Source organism: Oxalicibacterium faecigallinarum (assembly GCF_014635705.1).
Classification (GTDB): domain Bacteria; phylum Pseudomonadota; class Gammaproteobacteria; order Burkholderiales; family Burkholderiaceae_D; genus Oxalicibacterium; species Oxalicibacterium faecigallinarum.
In genome coordinates, this window is sequence record NZ_BMDI01000001.1 from 1,324,696 (window position 1) to 1,341,253 (window position 16,558).

General features: G+C 56.0%; 12 protein-coding genes and 1 riboswitch. Of the genes, 3 read left to right on the plus strand and 9 right to left on the minus strand.

The window, feature by feature from the left end:
• Positions 1–9: 9 nt before the first annotated feature.
• From IEV29_RS06355 to IEV29_RS06370, 4 genes are all read right to left on the minus strand, one after another.
• Positions 10–1,677 (minus strand): peptide chain release factor 3, encoded by a 1,668-nt coding sequence (locus tag IEV29_RS06355; protein ID WP_188380376.1) that lies wholly within the window; start codon positions 1,675–1,677, stop codon positions 10–12.
• 113 nt (positions 1,678–1,790) lie between these two features.
• Positions 1,791–2,033 carry a DUF1289 domain-containing protein gene (locus IEV29_RS06360; protein WP_188381102.1) on the minus strand — a complete coding sequence of 81 codons (243 nt, stop codon included), beginning with the start codon at positions 2,031–2,033 and terminating at the stop codon, positions 1,791–1,793.
• 79 nt (positions 2,034–2,112) lie between these two features.
• Complete coding sequence (locus IEV29_RS06365) at positions 2,113–2,538, minus strand: flagellar basal body-associated FliL family protein (protein ID WP_188380377.1); 426 nt, start codon at positions 2,536–2,538, stop codon at positions 2,113–2,115.
• A 98-nt stretch (positions 2,539–2,636) separates the two neighbouring features.
• Complete coding sequence (locus IEV29_RS06370) at positions 2,637–3,134, minus strand: LapA family protein (RefSeq protein WP_188380378.1); 498 nt, start codon at positions 3,132–3,134, stop codon at positions 2,637–2,639.
• A 250-nt stretch (positions 3,135–3,384) separates the two neighbouring features.
• Here IEV29_RS06370 and IEV29_RS06375 point away from each other — a divergent pair, with 250 nt between their 5' ends.
• Together IEV29_RS06375 and IEV29_RS06380 are read left to right on the plus strand one after the other, a co-directional pair.
• Positions 3,385–4,200, plus strand: a complete 816-nt coding sequence (locus IEV29_RS06375; protein WP_188380379.1) for a phosphate/phosphite/phosphonate ABC transporter substrate-binding protein — start codon at positions 3,385–3,387, stop codon at positions 4,198–4,200.
• Positions 4,201–4,514: 314 nt separating this feature from the next.
• Positions 4,515–4,611, plus strand: a riboswitch (TPP riboswitch).
• Between the two features lie 54 nt (positions 4,612–4,665).
• Complete coding sequence (locus IEV29_RS06380; RefSeq protein WP_188380380.1) at positions 4,666–5,976, plus strand: purine-cytosine permease family protein; 1,311 nt, start codon at positions 4,666–4,668, stop codon at positions 5,974–5,976.
• A 75-nt stretch (positions 5,977–6,051) separates the two neighbouring features.
• Here the strand turns inward: IEV29_RS06380 and IEV29_RS06385 are convergent, their stop codons facing one another.
• The 4 genes from IEV29_RS06385 to IEV29_RS06400 form a co-directional block, all read right to left on the minus strand.
• Positions 6,052–7,473: an efflux transporter outer membrane subunit gene (locus IEV29_RS06385; protein ID WP_188380381.1), complete on the minus strand. Its 1,422-nt coding sequence runs from the start codon at positions 7,471–7,473 to the stop codon at positions 6,052–6,054.
• A gap of 7 nt (positions 7,474–7,480) precedes the next feature.
• Positions 7,481–9,484, minus strand: coding sequence for a MacB family efflux pump subunit (locus IEV29_RS06390; RefSeq protein ID WP_188380382.1), 2,004 nt, complete (start codon positions 9,482–9,484; stop codon positions 7,481–7,483).
• A complete protein-coding gene (locus IEV29_RS06395; RefSeq protein ID WP_188380383.1) occupies positions 9,484–11,007 on the minus strand; it encodes an efflux RND transporter periplasmic adaptor subunit in 1,524 nt (507 codons plus the stop codon). The genes IEV29_RS06390 and IEV29_RS06395 overlap by 1 nt, the downstream gene beginning before the upstream one ends.
• Before the next feature lie 253 nt (positions 11,008–11,260).
• Positions 11,261–12,037 (minus strand): ferredoxin--NADP reductase, encoded by a 777-nt coding sequence (locus tag IEV29_RS06400; RefSeq protein ID WP_188380384.1) that lies wholly within the window; start codon positions 12,035–12,037, stop codon positions 11,261–11,263.
• 429 nt (positions 12,038–12,466) lie between these two features.
• Between IEV29_RS06400 and IEV29_RS06405 the strand changes: the two genes are divergently transcribed.
• On the plus strand, positions 12,467–15,790 hold the full coding sequence (locus IEV29_RS06405; protein ID WP_188380385.1) for an autotransporter outer membrane beta-barrel domain-containing protein: 3,324 nt from the start codon (positions 12,467–12,469) through the stop codon (positions 15,788–15,790).
• A 78-nt stretch (positions 15,791–15,868) separates the two neighbouring features.
• Here the strand turns inward: IEV29_RS06405 and IEV29_RS06410 are convergent, their stop codons facing one another.
• Entirely contained in the window at positions 15,869–16,513 is a 645-nt protein-coding gene (locus IEV29_RS06410) for a formyltransferase family protein (RefSeq protein ID WP_188380386.1), read from the minus strand.
• Positions 16,514–16,558 lie beyond the last annotated feature (45 nt).

Sequence of the window (16,558 nt, forward strand, 5' to 3'; positions counted from 1 at the left end):
TTGTGTAACTCAATCCAGTTTGGCTGCGTGTTCGCGCGTTTCATGGAAGGTTACATCAGGCCAACGTTCCTGTGTCAGGCGCAAATTGACACCCGAACTCGCCAGATAGGCAAGATTGCCAGCAGCATCGTGCGCAAGATTGTGCCCGGCAGACGATTTCTCGAACTCGGCGAGCTTCTTTTTATCCGCGCAGGAAATCCAGCGTGCCGTGCTGATGCTGGTGCCTTCAAAGACAGCATCAACGCCATATTCATTAAGCAATCGACTGGCGACAACTTCAAACTGCAGCACACCCACGCCGCCCAGAATCAGATCACTGCTGTTGACCGGTTTGAAAACCTGAATCGCGCCCTCTTCGCCCAGCTGTTGCAGGCCTTTGTGCAATTGCTTGATCTTGAGCGGATTGCGAATACGCACCGAACGGAAAAATTCTGGCGCAAAGTAAGGAATGCCCGTGAACTGCAGCAATTCACCTTCCGAAAAACTGTCGCCGATCTGCATGTTGCCGTGATTCGGCAAACCGATGATGTCCCCCGCGTAGGCCTCTTCCACCTGCTCACGACTCGACGCCATGAAGGTCACCACGCTCGACACCTTGATCTCACGATTCAAGCGTAAATGCTTGACCTTCATGCCGCGTTCAAAGCGCCCTGAACATACCCGCAAGAAGGCAATGCGATCGCGATGTGCCGGATCCATATTTGCCTGGATCTTGAAGATAAAACCGGAGAACGGTTTTTCAGTCGGTTGCACGGCACGTACGGTTGCATCACGTTCACGTGGCGGCTGCGCCCAGTCCAGCAAGGCATTGAGAATTTCACGCACGCCAAAATTGTTGATAGCGGAACCGAAGAACACCGGTGTGCGGGTACCGGCAAGGAAAGCATCCAGATCAAACGGATGCGACGCACCGTGTACCAGCTCCACTTCCATCTTCAATTGTTCGATCTCCAGCGGGAACATCTCCGCCAGTTTTGGATTGTCGATCCCCTTGACGATCTCAAAGGTCTGATCCGCCTTTTCGCTACCGGGCGCGAACAGCATGATTTCGTCGCGCAACAAGTGATACACGCCACGGAAGTTCTTGCCCATGCCGATTGGCCAAGTCACAGGCGCGCACTCGATCTTGAGAACGGATTCCACCTCATCCAGCAACTCAAGCGGATCGCGCGTTTCACGATCAAGCTTGTTCATGAAGGTGACGATCGGAGTGTTGCGCATGCGGCAAACGTTGAGCAGCTTGATCGTCTGCTCTTCCACACCTTTTGCTGCATCGATCACCATCAAAGCGGAATCAACTGCCGTCAGCACACGATAGGTGTCTTCGGAAAAATCCTGGTGGCCCGGGGTATCAAGCAGATTGACTACATGCTCACGATATTCGAACTGCATGACCGAGCTGGCGACCGAAATGCCGCGCTGCTTCTCGATATCCATCCAGTCAGACGTGGCATGGCGACCACTCTTGCGGCCCTTGACGGTACCGGCAAGCTGGATCGCGCCCGAGAACAACAGCAGTTTTTCAGTCAGCGTGGTCTTACCCGCATCGGGGTGAGAAATAATGCCAAACGTACGACGACGCGCCACTTCGCTGGCGATCAGTTCGGAGGAAACGCTACGTGACTCGACCGGCTGGTCGAGCTCATCGGAAATCGGAGAATCGGGCGCGGAAGACATGGAATAGCCCTAGGAAAAAGGCCACAAGTCTACCGTTTCCGGCGGCTGAAGTCTAATCCGCCAATGGCTTTTGCTCAGAGGACATGGGCAAAACAACAAGATGGCAATAGCGCTTAACGCTTGACCTTGAGCAATCCCGCCGCTTCCAGACGCGCCCAAACGGCATCTTTTTCCTCGTCGGTGTAGATGATCCAGTTCAGCACTTCATCCCAAGTGCGGCCACACCCTTTGCACACTTCATCCCCATGGGATGTCGAGCAATAACCGGCACATGGCGAATCCGGACGCAAGGAACTGCGTGCATGACTGCGCACGACTTCGGTCGACGTCTCGGGAGAAGAATCTTTATTGCTCATGAAGAAACAGCACTGCGCAGAGAAAGTGCCATTGTAATCCGCCACGACGCAGTATGTGTCCATGACGGCGGAAGGGAAATCAGTTTTCCTGAATGATGAAATCGGTAATCAGGACATCTTCGACCGAAGGACCAATGGCCGACTTGACGGAATCCCGCGCAACCTGCTGCACGTAAGCCACACCATCAGGCTGTTTGGCGCGACGCGGATCCAACTGCGAAAAAGCCGACTGCAGTGCAAATTCAATCTGTTTGCCCTGCTCGTTCATTGCGGAAGCATTGCCGCTCCGACTTTGCACTGACACGCTGGTCCGCACGGAAAATTCGGATCCACGCACCACGATCGGACCGAAGCTGGTGTAGGCAATGCCCGCCGCTGCGCGCTCCTTGTACTGGAAATACATCCACCCCATGAAGCCGGCAATCGCAATGACGACAATGGCGAGCAGGATGTAGGCAGCCGTATTATCGGACTGTGTTGCCTTCGGCTTGGATTTGGTAACCATGACAATATCGGGAGCAAACGACGCGCAAAGTGTAACCGATACGCACGCTTTCTCTCCTGCGATATTTACTTAAAGCAACACCGCGTCGACCTCGAGGATCAATCGATGATCTTGACGGCGACCTTGCCATCCCGTTCCAGACGGTCTTCCACTTCACCAATCTGGGCAGCCAGCGAATTACCGGTCTGATCCACTGCAGCTACCAGACTGGCATCCAGGCGGTCCAGACGCGCCATCAAAGCAGCGCGTGCTTCGGCATCCTGACGGACGACACCTTGCATTTCGTTCTCGATAAAGTGGCGCAATTCGGTAAAACGCGAAGCTTCCGCCTGATCCGCCAGTTCACGATTGGCCTGCAACTCTTTGGCATGGCGGCGCGCTTCCAGCAAAACCGAGGACTGCAGATAAATGATGAACGTCAGGAAGAATGCAGTCAGTACTGCTGTCAAACCCAGCATCACGATACCCAGCGGTGCATGCACCGTCGTCACGCCCAACCAAAGTTCTGTCGGTGTATTGAAAGTCTCCCAGTTCAGCGCAGCCAGCACGGCAATCGCACCGAGAATCAGGACGAAGATAAAAGTACGAATTTTCATGATGTCTCTCCCCTTTCAACGTTTAGCGGCCACCTGATCAGGCTGCTCCAGAATATTGTCATACAGATAAATATTTTGCGCTCTTTTGCCTGACTGCATTGTGCGCCACCGCACAATCCAAACCCATCCGCGTGACGCCCTCAAAGCATGACACAAGGCAATAATCGCTGCCCGCTGACGAAACGCTTCATGTAACATTCATGATGGTTCGACACCGCATAACAACATATAAAACTACGGAGCACATCCCATGAAACTGACATCCATGATGGCGGCCTTTGCGCTGGCAACCAGTGCGGGCCTGGCCTCGGCGCAGGAATTGATTCTGGTCGCTGTCAACGAGGGCGTCACCTATCAGGAAGGCGGCCCAGCCAGCGAGCGCTACAAACCCCTGATTCAAATGCTGTCCAAGGAACTCAAACAGAACGTCAAGCTGCAGGCCGTCGACAAATACGCGACACTGGAAAAAGGCCTGGCCGAAGGCAAATACGATCTGGCTTTCATTCATCCTGCTCACATTGGCTTGCACGCTGTGAAGAAAGATGGGTACGAAGGGCTGGTCACTGCCAAGGGCTATACCGATTACCGTGCCCGCGTGATGGTGCCGCAAAACTCCCCACTGAAATCCATGCAGGATTTGCGCGGCAAGAAGATCGGCGTGCCCTCCGTGGAGTCAATCACGACCGTCATGTTTACTGCCGACATGCGTTCGATGAATATTCCTCAACCGGAAAAGAGCTTTACCCCGACCCGCTATCAGGACGCGGTGCCCTTCATGATCGATAACGGCTTTGTCGATGCCGGCGTCACCGGTTCAGCCGCGGTTGCACAGGCATGGACCGCTAAAGGGGGACGCATTCTGGGCGAGACCAAACCAGTCGCCATCAAGCAGTTCATCGCATCCAAGAAAATGAGCGAAGCCGATCGCGAGAAAATCAAGAAGCTGCTGCTGGAGTTGCCAGACAGTGAGGCCGGCAAGGCCGCCTTGCAGAAAATCGGCATGACCGGTTTCCTGCCATGGAACGATGCCGTCATGAAGGAAGCAACCGCACGCCTCGGGCTCTGACGCACAGCACCTTTGCAAAACCGCACGCAACTACGTGCGGTTTTTTATTTGTGGCAACGCGTATAAGTCATTTTGGCAAGATTGCCAGTCTGTCCAGACACCAAACCAACACTTGACGCATCAGGCGTGACTTTCATCGCGTGCGCTGTTATACTGTTCATCCATACAGTACTTTAAGTTTTCGGTCGAACCGCGCTCCTCACAGTTTCAACTGCGGTTCGACCATCCTCTTCCGTGCAGGCCGTTAGCGATATAAGTCACCACGCCTTGCCGCACTTGCCTATCTTCCTGTTTTCCATCAAAGTAGCGCCCTGTTGTACCGCTCGGGGTCCTGCGCTGCGGCGCGGGTGAGAAATACCCGTTGAACCTGATTGAGGTAATCCTCGCGCAGGAAAGCACGTCCTCCCCGCCCAGCCTCTTGGCGCGGCGCCGAAGCAGCTGACCTGCCAACATTGAAAGTTGATGATGGCTTCACAAGATGCTGCACCTGCAGCCCATTCTGTTTCTTCTCCTGTCGTTTCGTCGCAATTCACACCCATCCCTGCCAGTGATCGTGTGTTCTCGTTTCGCGATCATGCTGCGCTCTGGTTCAGCCTCGGCGTCGGTTTGCTGGTTATCCAGATCGGCGCCTTTCTCGGTACGGCACTGGGCACCAAGACCGCGCTGTTCGCCATTGTCGCCGGTTCGCTGATCGGTGCTGCGCTGCTGGCGCTGGTTGCCTACATCGGTTTTCAACGTGGGTTGTCGAGCCCGATTCTGATGTGCCAGACGCTGGGCAGTTCCTTTGCCAAATTGCCGGTTGTCCTGAATGTCGTACAGCTGATCGGCTGGAGCGCGTTTGAACTGGTCGTCATGCGCGATGGCACCACGGCACTGGTAAAAGACATCACGGGTATCGATGCGGTTTGGCTGCCTTATGTGGCAGCCTTGTTCTGGGGATTATTGCTGGTTGGTCTGGCGACCGGCTCCATGATTGGACTGGTACGCTGGTTTGTCGGTCGCTTTGGCCTGCCGCTCGTGATTCTGTCACTGGTCTGGCTGACCTGGCAGTTTGGCATCAAGGCGCAGGCACAAGGATGGGAAGCGATCTGGAATCGTGCTGGCGATGGATCGATGAGTACCCTGGCCGGTATTGATCTGGTCATGGCAATGCCGGTCTCTTGGCTGCCGCTGGTCGCCGACTTTGCGCGCTATGGTCGTGCCGGCGGCACCACGTTCCGCGGTACTTGGCTGGGCTTTGCAATTGCAAATATGTGGTGTCATGCGCTCGGCGTACTGGTTGTAAGCACCACCGATGTCGGTGCTGATCTGATGGCAGCACTGCTACTGGCACAAGGCGGCCTGATTGCACTGGGGCTGATCCTGATCGATGAAATGGACAATGCCTACGGCGATGTGTATTCCGGTTCGGTTGCGCTCAACTTCCTCAACGGTCGTCACTCGATCCGTTTCTGGGGCATTGCGCTGGCATCAGTCGCGACCTGCTGCGCGTTGTTTCTGCCAATGCATGGCATCGAACCGTTCCTGCTGATGCTGAGCTCGGTCTTCGTTCCCCTGTTCGGAGTCGTTGTCTCGCAACTGGCTGGCAATGGCATCGCAACCGAGAGGCGTGTTAATCCGGTGCCGGTGGCAATCTGGATCATTGGCATTGTGAGTTTTCATCTTTGCCCAGCCATCTGGCCACAAGTCGGCTCGGCAATTCCGGCCCTGTGCATCACGCTGCTGTTGGGCACGATCTATCGACTGACACGCACCACAGCCTTGCAGGCAGCCTGATTGCGCTTTCAATCAACAAAAACGGCTGATGCAATGCATCAGCCGTTTTTTGTAGAAGCAGGATAGCCCCAGTCGTTATTGTTGGGCTGTCGGCGTACGCTCCCAACCACCTCCCAATGCCTTGAACAGATCGGTTGTGCCCGTCAGTCGTAACAGACGTTGCTGTGCCAGTGTATCTTCGGATGAGAACAGCGTACGTTGTGCATCCAGCAGGCTGTTCAGATCGTCCGCACCCTCGCGATAACGCAGTTCCGAAAGACGCAAGGCGCGTTGTGCCTCCGCACGAATTTCAGTCTGTGTACGTTCCTGTTCACGATTACGGTTGGCGTTGCCCAGGGCATCGTCGACTTCCTTGAGCGCCGTATAAATAGTGTTGCGATAGCTTTGTACAAGCTGACGACGCGTGGATTCGGTGCTTTGCACCTGCAGACGCAGGCGGTTACCGTCAAACAGTGTTTGCACGATGGATGCCGCCACACCAACGCTGTAGGTCGGGTTACCGAGATTCAGCAAGGCAGAACTCGATGCACCGGCCGCGCCACTGAGCGAAATCGTTGGCAACAGGGCTGCACGTGCGGCAGCAACGTTGGCATCGGCCGCGTACAACAGTGCTTCTGCACTGGCCAGATCAGGACGACGTGTGATCAACGTTGATGGCAGATCGGGCGTGACCTCCGGCACCGTCAAACCATCCAGCCCTTGCGCGACGATCTGCAGCGATTGTGGCGAACGTCCAAGCAGGATGGCTAATGCACTGACGGTTTGTCGCTCCTGTGTCTGCAACGGCAAAATGGTGGCGCGCTGCGCCAGCACCGTGCTGCGCTGCCGACTGACATCCAGTGCCGATGCCGAACCGTAGCGATAACGTGCCTCGACGATGGCATAGAGCTTCTCGGAGATGGCCAGATTTTCCTGTGCAATCTTCAAGCGTGTGCGCAACGCCAATGTCTGGAAGTAGGCATTCGCCACACCAGTCGTCAAGGTGGAGCGCACGCTTTCCATATCGAATCGACTCGCAGCGAGCGACGCATTGGCACTGGTTGCAACTGCGGCAACGCGGCCCCACACATCCACCTCGTAGTTGATCTGCAGAGATGCGCCGGACGACTCGCTCTTGGCCCAGCCGGTGATGCCCTGGCCACCCGGCTTCACCCGACCTGTCCCCGTATCCGCGCTCACGGTCAACAAGGGAAACAATGACGCTCCCGCACTACGCGCGGTAATCTCGGCCTGCGTTACACGCTCTGCAGCAATGATCAGATCAGAATTGCCAGCCTGCGCCTCATCGATCAGTGCTGTCAGTTCTGCCGAGTTAAAACCGCGCCACCATTCACGTTGCAATGCCGCATTGCCAGCAGGCACGGCTTCTGCCCATGTCTGCGGCAAGGCAACATCGGGACGCGTGGCATCGATACGGCCAGCACACGCCGTCAGCACAAAGGCCGTCGCGAATGCCAGAACAATCCGCGTCGGGCGAAAAATAGTCTGTTTTTTCATGTTCATATCACTCCGCCGCCAAGGCGACCACCGGATCGAGTTGGGCTGCTTTTTTGGCGGGCAGATAACCGAAGATCAGTCCGGTCATGAATGCACAACCAAACGCCAGCAACACCGGCATCAGGGAATACTTGATTGGTGTACCGAAGGCGCCGATTACACCGGCCGTCGTCAGCCCGATCACCACACCGATCGCACCACCGATTGCCGATACGACCATCGCCTCGATCAGAAACTGCTGCATGATGTTGCGTTCACGCGCACCGGTTGCCATGCGAATGCCGATTTCGCGGGTGCGCTCTGTCACCGATACCAGCATGATGTTCATCACGCCAATCCCGCCAACCAGCAGAGAAATTGCAGCAATCGATCCCAATAGAATCGTCAGCGTGTTTTGCGTCTGCTCCATCGCCTCCATCAGCGATGCCATGTTACGAATCTGGTAGTCGACCGTGCCGTGACGTTCGAGCAGCAGCTTGTCAACCGCGTCCTGCGTCTCGTCGATCTGTCTGGTGTCTTCCACTGCCACGGTCACGTTACGCAGATAACGCTGACCAGACAAACGCAGACTGCTGGTTGAGTACGGCACAAAGATGATGTCATCCTGATCGGAGCCCATCGGCGAAGCACCCTTCTCCGACATCACGCCCACCACCTGAAACAACAGATTGTTGATCAGCACAAATTCGCCAATCGGATTCTGCTGTCCGAACAAAGCCCTGGCTGTTGTCTTGCCCAGTACCGCGACGGCCGCGTAATTGGCCTCATCTTCCTCGCTGAAAAAGCTACCTTGTGCCGGTTGCCATTGGCGTGCCAACGGGAATTTGGCCGACGTACCATTGACGCTGGTCGAAGAATCCGAATCGCCGTAGCGCGCCGTCACGCTGCTGTTCTGCTCGGGAATTGCAGCCAGAATATTCGGCAACTCATTGATTGCCTTGACGTCATCGACCACCAGCGTCGCGGTTCCACTGAAACCGCGCTGGTTAGGCGCACCTGGGCGCACCAGCAGCAGGTTCGATCCCATCGAACTGATGCGCTCGACCACGACGGCCTTGGCACCATCGCCAATCGCCAGCATGGCAATCACTGATGCCACACCGATCACGATGCCCAGCAACGTCAAAATGGAACGGAACAGATTGGCACGCAATGAACGCATGGCCATCTTGGCGGCTTCCACCATGTCCGCCAGTTGTGATCCCTTGCGCGGCACGATCGGGCGTACAAACGTCTGCTGAGTCGGCGAAACAGGTGCAGGACCCGGATCGGAAAGAATATTGCCGTCGCGGATTTCGATCAGACGGTGCGCATGCTCGGCGACCTCTTTCGCGTGCGTGATCAGCAACACCGTATGTCCACGCTCCGACAATTCGGCCAGCAACTTCATCACGTCCTGACCGCTCTTACTATCAAGCGCGCCGGTCGGCTCGTCGGCCAGAATGATGCGACCGCCGTTCATCAGGGCGCGCGAAATCGAAACACGTTGCTGCTGGCCCCCGGACAACTGATTCGGGCGATGGTGTGAACGCTCCGCCAGTCCCAGCTCACCCAACAGAATTTGCGAACGCTCGTGTCGTTCGGCAGGAGGCAACCCTGCGTACATGGCAGGGACTTCCACGTTCTCGGAAGCACTCGCCGATGCAATCAGGTTATAGCTCTGGAATACGAAACCAAAATCATCCCGGCGCAGCAAGGCCAGCTCGTCACGCGAAAAGCCGGAGACATCGCGCCCCATGAACAGGTATTCACCGGTCGTCGGCCTGTCCAGACAACCCAGAATATTCATCAAGGTCGATTTGCCGGAACCCGACGCACCCATGATGGCGACAAATTCGCCCTCATAAATCTTCAGATCAATGCCGTGCAATACCTCGACATCCAGACCACCGTTGCGGTAGGTCTTGGTTACGCCACGCAACTCGATCAGTGGTACGGCATCTGCCGGACGCGTATTGTCACGTGGCGTCGCCAGAATATCGGCGGTCACGCTGTTGTCCTGCTCGCTCATCAACGGCCTCGCATTGGCGAACCACCCATGCCTGGCGGCATGCTGTTATTCACGCCGGATGGCCGATCGCCGCCATTTTGCGATGCCTGTTTGACGCCTGTGATCACGCGCTCACCTTCTGCCAGTCCGTTCAGCACCTGCATCTGGACACGGGTCGTGACGCCCAGCTCGATGGTGCGCTGCGAAATATTATTGTCGCCATCAATCACGCGCACCGTACCGGTTTTCTTCGGACGTTGTGCGTTTTCGGAAGGCAGACCACTACTGTCGCTTTGCACAGATTCTTGTCCGCCCTGCGCCTCCGCTGGCTTGCCGCTCTGTGCCTTATCATCAGACGGCGTCTCCGACGGTTTGCCATCCTTTGCCGCTTCATCCGCTTGCGCCCGGCGGCGCTCACGCATGGCTGCACGCTCTTCCGGGGTCATCTTCTCGAACGCAGCGCGGCGTTGTTCAGGCGTCATGTTTGCCATCGGATTGCTGGCACCGGCAGCCCCTCTTCCCGCATTGGCGCCACCCGCACCACGTGTCAGGGTGACTGCGGCAGTGGGTACCAGTAGCGTGTCTTTGGCGGTTGCTGCAATAAAGAACACTTGCGTGGTCATGTTCGGCAACAAGGCCTGATTGCGGTTGGCAACGTCAAACAAGGCGTTGTAGAGAACGACGTTATTGGTCACGGTGGGGGTCGGCTCCAGCTTGCGCAACTTGCCGTACCAGCGGCGGCCCTGACTGCCCAACGTCGTGAAGTACACATCCATGTCCTTGCGCAGCTTGCCGACTTCCGCCTCCGAAACCTGTGTCTGTACCGTCATGGTGGACAGATCGGCGACGCGCAGAATGATTGGTGCCGACTGGTTGGCATTCAGGGTCTGGCCCTGACGCGCCGTCACCGACACAACGGTGCCGGACATCGGCGCGTAGATTTTGGCGTAATTGAGATTGGCTTCATCCGCACGCAGAGTCGATTCCGTCTGTTCGATCTGTGCCTGCAGGGATTCGACCTGGGCCTGTGCCGATTTCAGAGAGGTTTCTGCAGTCTGCAGAGATTCCTTGGTCGTGGCATCTTCTTCAAACAGATTCTTCTGGCGCTGATACTGAATGGCGGCCAGTGCAGCTTGTGCCTCCTGATTCTTTTTCGATGCCATCAGATTGCGCAACCCTGCGCGACGCGCATCCAGTGTGGCACGCAGCACGGTCGGATCGATCTCCGCCAGCAGATCGCCTTCCTTCACGACCGATCCGATTTCCACATGCAGCTTCTTTAGCTGACCAGAAACCTGCGCACCCACATCCACATATTCCAGAGGCTGTACCGTGCCGGTTGCCGTCACCAGGTCTTCGATATCACCCTTCTCAACTTCAGCGACCTGGTACTTGTTCAGTTCGTTCTTCTTGGCACTATATTTTTGCCAGCCCCAGTATCCACCGGCTGCCAGTAAAACGATCAGGATGCCGCTTACGGTGTAGCGGTTAAACAGACGCTGGCGCAGGCTGTTTGTCGAGGACGGTTTGGTAGGCTGAGACATGATGGATGGCAGTGACTGGACGAAGAATGAAAGTAATAGGGGGATGGCCTGAAATCGCCATCAACGATAGCCAGAGCATAGGGGATTATCAAGATAATCTATGCGTCGCGCAGGTAAAGAATTGTGAAGACATCCTTAATGAGACAGTCCACGACAAACACGCAATCGGACAGCAGAAAAAAATGACGCCGGGAGTCAAAAGACTTCCGGCGTCATTGTGCTGGCCTGGCCACGATTTGCGTGGCAGCGGGCATTAACGTTCGACGAAGGCGCGTTCGATCACGTAATCGCCTGGCTGACCAATACCTGCCGACACTTCGAAACCCAGTTTATCGAGTTCGGCTGCCGTGTCCTTCAGCATTTCCGGACTGCCGCAGATCATGGCGCGATCCCTCAGCGGATCGATTGGCGGGATACCCAGGGTTTCGCACATCACACCGCTCGAGATCGCGGTGGTGATACGCCCCTTGTTGGCAAACTCCTCGCGGGTCACGGTTGGGTAGTACAGCAGTTTCGCTGCGATTTCTTCACCCAGGCCTTCGATCTCCAGCAATTCCTTGCCGATGTAATCTCGGTACGCCAGTTCGCTGACCAGACGCACGCCGTGTACGAGAATGACCTGATCGAAACGTTCATAGGTTTCCGGATCACGGATGATGCTCATGAAAGGCGCCAGACCGGTGCCACTACCAAAGAGGAACAGGCGTTTGGCCGGCAACAGATCGGACACCACCAACGTACCGGTCGGTTTGCGGCCAACCAGCAATTCGTCACCGACCTTGAGGTTTTGCAGATGCTTGGTCAAGGCGCCGTCCTGCACCTTGATCGAGAGAAATTCCAGATGCTCTTCCCACGACGGGCTGGCAATACTGTAGGCGCGCAACAGGGGTTTGCCATCGATTGGCAGACCGATCATGACGAAGTGGCCGCTTTCAAAGCGAAAACTCGGTTCGCGCGTGGTGGTGAAGGAAAACAGAGTGTCGTTCCAGTGATGGACCGAAAGAATACGAACAGTGTCAAAAGCGGCCATAAAATCAAAGCATCCTAATAATCAAATCATCCCTGCCCGGTCCGACCAGCAAAACGCGCACCGCACATCCTGCTTGCTGCAGGCAAAGAACGCTATTTTAACAGTCAGGGATCAGGTAATGCGGCACCGCAATCTGTCGCAGCGAAAGCGAACGCTGCCAACCTGGCGGCATAGTTGAGAACCATTCTCATTATAACGCCTGCCTCGAAACTGGGCAAGCTGAGCAAGTCGGCAGCATACCTGAAACGCTTTCGGTATTTCGGATGGATTGCTCATAAGCATATGCTGCCTGCTTATAACATCTGCCAGAGCGCTAAGCTGCCACCGGAAATCGCCGTGTGACCGTTTCATAAAACTGTCATTAAACGGACATCAACTTGTCACATGGCGTGCCCATACTCCCGTTTTTTCTTATTGGGAGCACAATAAATGATGTCGGCAAAATGCTTGCGGCCGCTGCCGCTGATCCTCGCGTTGCAAGCGGCTTTTGGCGCTTCGGCTTACGCACAGTTCGTCGTCGCCGAAGGAGCGGTCGATACCGTCGCCAAAACACTGGCTGGTAACGCGTCAGGCGAAGTCAAAGCAGGTGGCAGCTTGCTTGTGTCTGGTTCGGCCGCAGGCGTCGCCATGAGCGGCACCACGAGCTTGATCAATGCCGGCACCATTCGGCAAGGGGGCAGTGGTCGCACGATCGATATCAATCCGGCCAACTCCAACATCGTCATCACCAATCAGATGGGGGGAACGATCACTGGCGCTGGTGCCCAGGTCATCCGTGTTGATAAGGCAAGCAGCAAATTCATCATCGACAATCAAGGCACGATCGCACACATCGGAACCATCACTGCAGGCGGCGAACGCGCCATCAAAGTTGATGCAGACTACGCTACCAGCGGCAATCAAATCGTCAACGGCGCGATCAATAACCGCAACGCCATCATCAGCGCCACTGGCAACGATGCCATCCGCATCGGCTCCAACGTCACGTTGGTCAACTACGGCAGCATCTTATCTACGGGTGACGTCAACACAAGTTGCCCGAAATATATGGTGGCGGAAGGCAATCCATGTACCAGCGACCTGTCCGCAGCGGACGGTGTCGCCATCGAAAATGGCCGCAAGAATGCCGTCATTCTTAATTACGGAACAATCACGGGCCCACGTCACGGCATTGACGGCGGCGATCCGGTCAATGCGACGGCAGATGCCAATCTGCTCAATCTCATGGGCGTCGGGGAATTGAAGATCACGCACGCAGCCGATAACAGCATCGTCGTTGAACACGTCTTGGGTAATGTCAGCACGCCCATCACCATCGCCAATCCCATCATCGTCAACTACGCGGGTGGCATCATCACTGGCAATAACGGTTCAGGTGTCGGACTTGATGGTCACGGCGTCGTCATCAACTACGGTACGATCAGCGGCAACTATGCTGGCGCAGGCAACGTATACGACCACGAAAATGCAGGTGTCACGACATCCAATGGCGATGGGGATGGCGTAGATATCGACGGTGTGGCTTACATCGACAATCACGGCCGAATCGAAGGAACAGGAGCTGGTGGTCGCGACGCCGGCGGACAACCCAACGGCGCTGACGGCATCGCGGCAGGTGGCGGCACCATCATCAACCGCGCTGGTGCCACCATTTATGGACAATCAAAAGGGATTCTGATTGATGATGGCTCCGATGGCCTGTCAGCACCAACCGGCCGCGGCACCTATGATCCCGAAGCAAACAATGGTGCCGGTGACATCCTCACGGTAGCCAGCACCGTCCATATTCGTAACGCAGGCATCATCATTGGCGAAACCAAATCTGCCATTGGCATGGTCGGTAACTATAACGACGAACTGCTCAATGATGTGACCGGCGTCATCATCGGCGGCGCACAGGCAACACGTCTGGGCGAGAACAACAGCACAGTCGCTGGCGCAGCCATTCAAATGGGCGATGGTGATGACTTGCTGACCAATTACGGCCGCATTGAAGGAAAGAACGGTCTGGCCATCGATATGGGCAATGGCAATGACACACTGCGCCTGTTTGGCGGCAGCGTTATCGGCACCATTGATGGCGGCAGCGGCACCAATCTGCTGGAAACGAACGGCACGCAAGTCTTTGAAGCGGGCAAGGTTACCAACTTTCAAAACTTTGCGATCAAGGGTGGCACCACTACATTCAACTATGCACTTGGCAACGTCAACAATGTGCAGATCGATGATGGTGGCACGCTTCGCGTCAACGGTGGATTCAACACATCGCAGGACCTCACCGTCAACGGCACACTGCTCGCGCCGACCGGCAATAGTTTCCGTACGATTAACGTGGCTGGTGATTACGCGCAGTCTGCATCGAGCATTCTTGAAGCACGCATTGGCGCCAATGGTGCAAGCGATCAACTCGTCGTCGCAGGCATGGCTGACGTGGCCGACGGCGCAACCATTCGCGCCGTGGCTACAACCTATGTCAAAGATGGCACGCGCTACACCCTCATTGATGCCGGAACACTGAACGCGGCGCCGGCTAATCTGCATGTCAGCGTCAATGGCAACTCCAACTTTGTCACCTATACCCTGCAACGTGATGGTAATGATCTCGTCCTGGTCGCCCATCGCGAACAGTCACTCGGACAGATACTGCCAGTACGCGACCAGAACATCACGACCGGCCTGGAAAACATTCTGAGTACGGGCTCTGCATCCAGTCAGGCATTGCTGACCGCCATCGAGAATCTGACCAGCACGCAGGCCGTATCGCGTGCCGCACGCCAGCTTCTGCCAGAGACGAACGGCTCGCAACTGCAAGCTGCCAAGGCTGCACAAGGCAGCCTGTTCTCGGCATTTGACAACCGCTCCGATGCAGCACGCAATGGCGACAGGGCTGCATTCGATGGACAAACCGGCATGTCGAGCGGCGACGGCAATCGCGGGCGTGTCTGGATGCAAGGTCTGGCAGCGTTTGCCAAACAGAAGACACGCAATGGCGCCAATGGTTACGACGTCGACGCGCAAGGCCTGGCGGTTGGTTACGAAATGGATCTGGACGGTCGCGATCTGGTTGGTGTGTCTGGCGGCTACACGCAGGCAGGCACCGACGGACGCGATGCGGGTGTCGGCAATGACAACAACGTCAAGGCATTCCACCTCGGCGCTTATTTCAGTCGCACTGAAGCGAGCTACACGCTGGACGCCAGCGTCGCGGTCTCGGCAAATCGCTATAACGCACAACGCGCTGTCAACATTGGCGGTTTCAGCGAAACGCTGCGCGGCAAGTTCGATGGTACGCAACTGGGTGCACGTTTTGAGTATGGCTTGCCGTTCCAGATCGATAGCAAATGGGCAGGTCGCTGGATCATGGGCGCACGTCTGGCACGACTGGACAATGGTGCGTACACGGAAACGGGCGGCGTGTCGGCACAGAACATTGGCAGCACGCACTCCAGTTCCGCACAAAGTGTGTTCGGCGCAGAACTTCGCAATCGCATCGACCACACATCAAGCGCAACCTTGCACGCACGCTGGCTGCACGAGTTTGCCGATACGCCTGCCGTCACGGCAAGCTATGTTGCGGGCGGTCCTTCGTTTCAGGTGGATGGTGTACAGCCAGGTCGCAATGGATTGTTACTCGGCACCAGCTATCGCAAGACCACAGCGTCTGGCACGTTGATTTCCGTTGGCTACGATCTGGAATCGCGTGCACGCTATCTTGGTCATCAACTGACTGCACGCGCAATGTGGAGCTTCTGATCCAAAATAGATCAGCGCCAACAAAAAAGCCCGCGAATGCGGGCTTTTTTTGTTGCTCGGCAATGTGCGATACGCTTGTTACTTGGCTGCTGCAGCCGCCGCAGCGGCAGCTTCCGCATCCGCCTTGAACTTCTTCATCGACGGCTCGACCGTAGCGATGTCTTCGTTCTGAATCTTCTTGATGATGCGACCCTGCGCAATATCGTTACATGCCTGTACCAGAAGCTTGATGCCCAACGGCTGCAGATCACGCTTCCACAGCAGATCGGGCGTGTCGCCAGGCAGAACGAATACGTGTTCCTGCGCTGCGATCGGGCCGCCATCCATCACTTCATTGAGCCAATAGACGCTACCGCCCGTGATCTTGTCACCTTTTTCAATTGTCCAGATGATGGCGTCTTTTCCGCGATGCAGTGGCAACAACGACGGGTGATAACCGATGGCGCCATACGTCGTCTTGTTGCGGGTCGGCTCACGGACAAAGTCGTGTGAATGAGCCGTGACGATCAGATCGACGCCTTCAGGAATCGTGTTTTCGTTCAGTACGCCGGATTTCATCCATTTGACGCCGGCAGCTTCGGCCAACGCTTTCAGACGATCCGGGCTGCTGCCATCGCTTCCAAACTCAGGAGAAGAAACACCAACGATGGTATGACCTGCGTCTTTAAGCGCAGTAAATACGTCGGCAGCAAAATGCTTTTGTCCACAGATATAGATATTCACGGAATGATGATGTTCTTTAAAGTCGCTTTTGTAGCTATTGATATC

What these genes read in the sequence shown, in the direction of transcription:
- IEV29_RS06380 (WP_188380380.1), top strand. Translation starts at nt 4,666, where the DNA reads ATGGCTTCACAAGATGCTGCACCTGCAGCCCATTCTGTTTCTTCTCCT.
- IEV29_RS06385 (WP_188380381.1), bottom strand. Translation starts at nt 7,473, where the DNA reads ATGAAAAAACAGACTATTTTTCGCCCGACGCGGATTGTTCTGGCATTC.
- IEV29_RS06375 (WP_188380379.1), top strand. Translation starts at nt 3,385, where the DNA reads ATGAAACTGACATCCATGATGGCGGCCTTTGCGCTGGCAACCAGTGCG.
- IEV29_RS06400 (WP_188380384.1), bottom strand. Translation starts at nt 12,037, where the DNA reads ATGGCCGCTTTTGACACTGTTCGTATTCTTTCGGTCCATCACTGGAAC.
- IEV29_RS06360 (WP_188381102.1), bottom strand. Translation starts at nt 2,033, where the DNA reads ATGAGCAATAAAGATTCTTCTCCCGAGACGTCGACCGAAGTCGTGCGC.
- IEV29_RS06395 (WP_188380383.1), bottom strand. Translation starts at nt 11,007, where the DNA reads ATGTCTCAGCCTACCAAACCGTCCTCGACAAACAGCCTGCGCCAGCGT.
- IEV29_RS06405 (WP_188380385.1), top strand. Translation starts at nt 12,467, where the DNA reads ATGATGTCGGCAAAATGCTTGCGGCCGCTGCCGCTGATCCTCGCGTTG.
- IEV29_RS06355 (WP_188380376.1), bottom strand. Translation starts at nt 1,677, where the DNA reads ATGTCTTCCGCGCCCGATTCTCCGATTTCCGATGAGCTCGACCAGCCG.
- IEV29_RS06390 (WP_188380382.1), bottom strand. Translation starts at nt 9,484, where the DNA reads ATGAGCGAGCAGGACAACAGCGTGACCGCCGATATTCTGGCGACGCCA.
- IEV29_RS06370 (WP_188380378.1), bottom strand. Translation starts at nt 3,134, where the DNA reads ATGAAAATTCGTACTTTTATCTTCGTCCTGATTCTCGGTGCGATTGCC.
- IEV29_RS06365 (WP_188380377.1), bottom strand. Translation starts at nt 2,538, where the DNA reads ATGGTTACCAAATCCAAGCCGAAGGCAACACAGTCCGATAATACGGCT.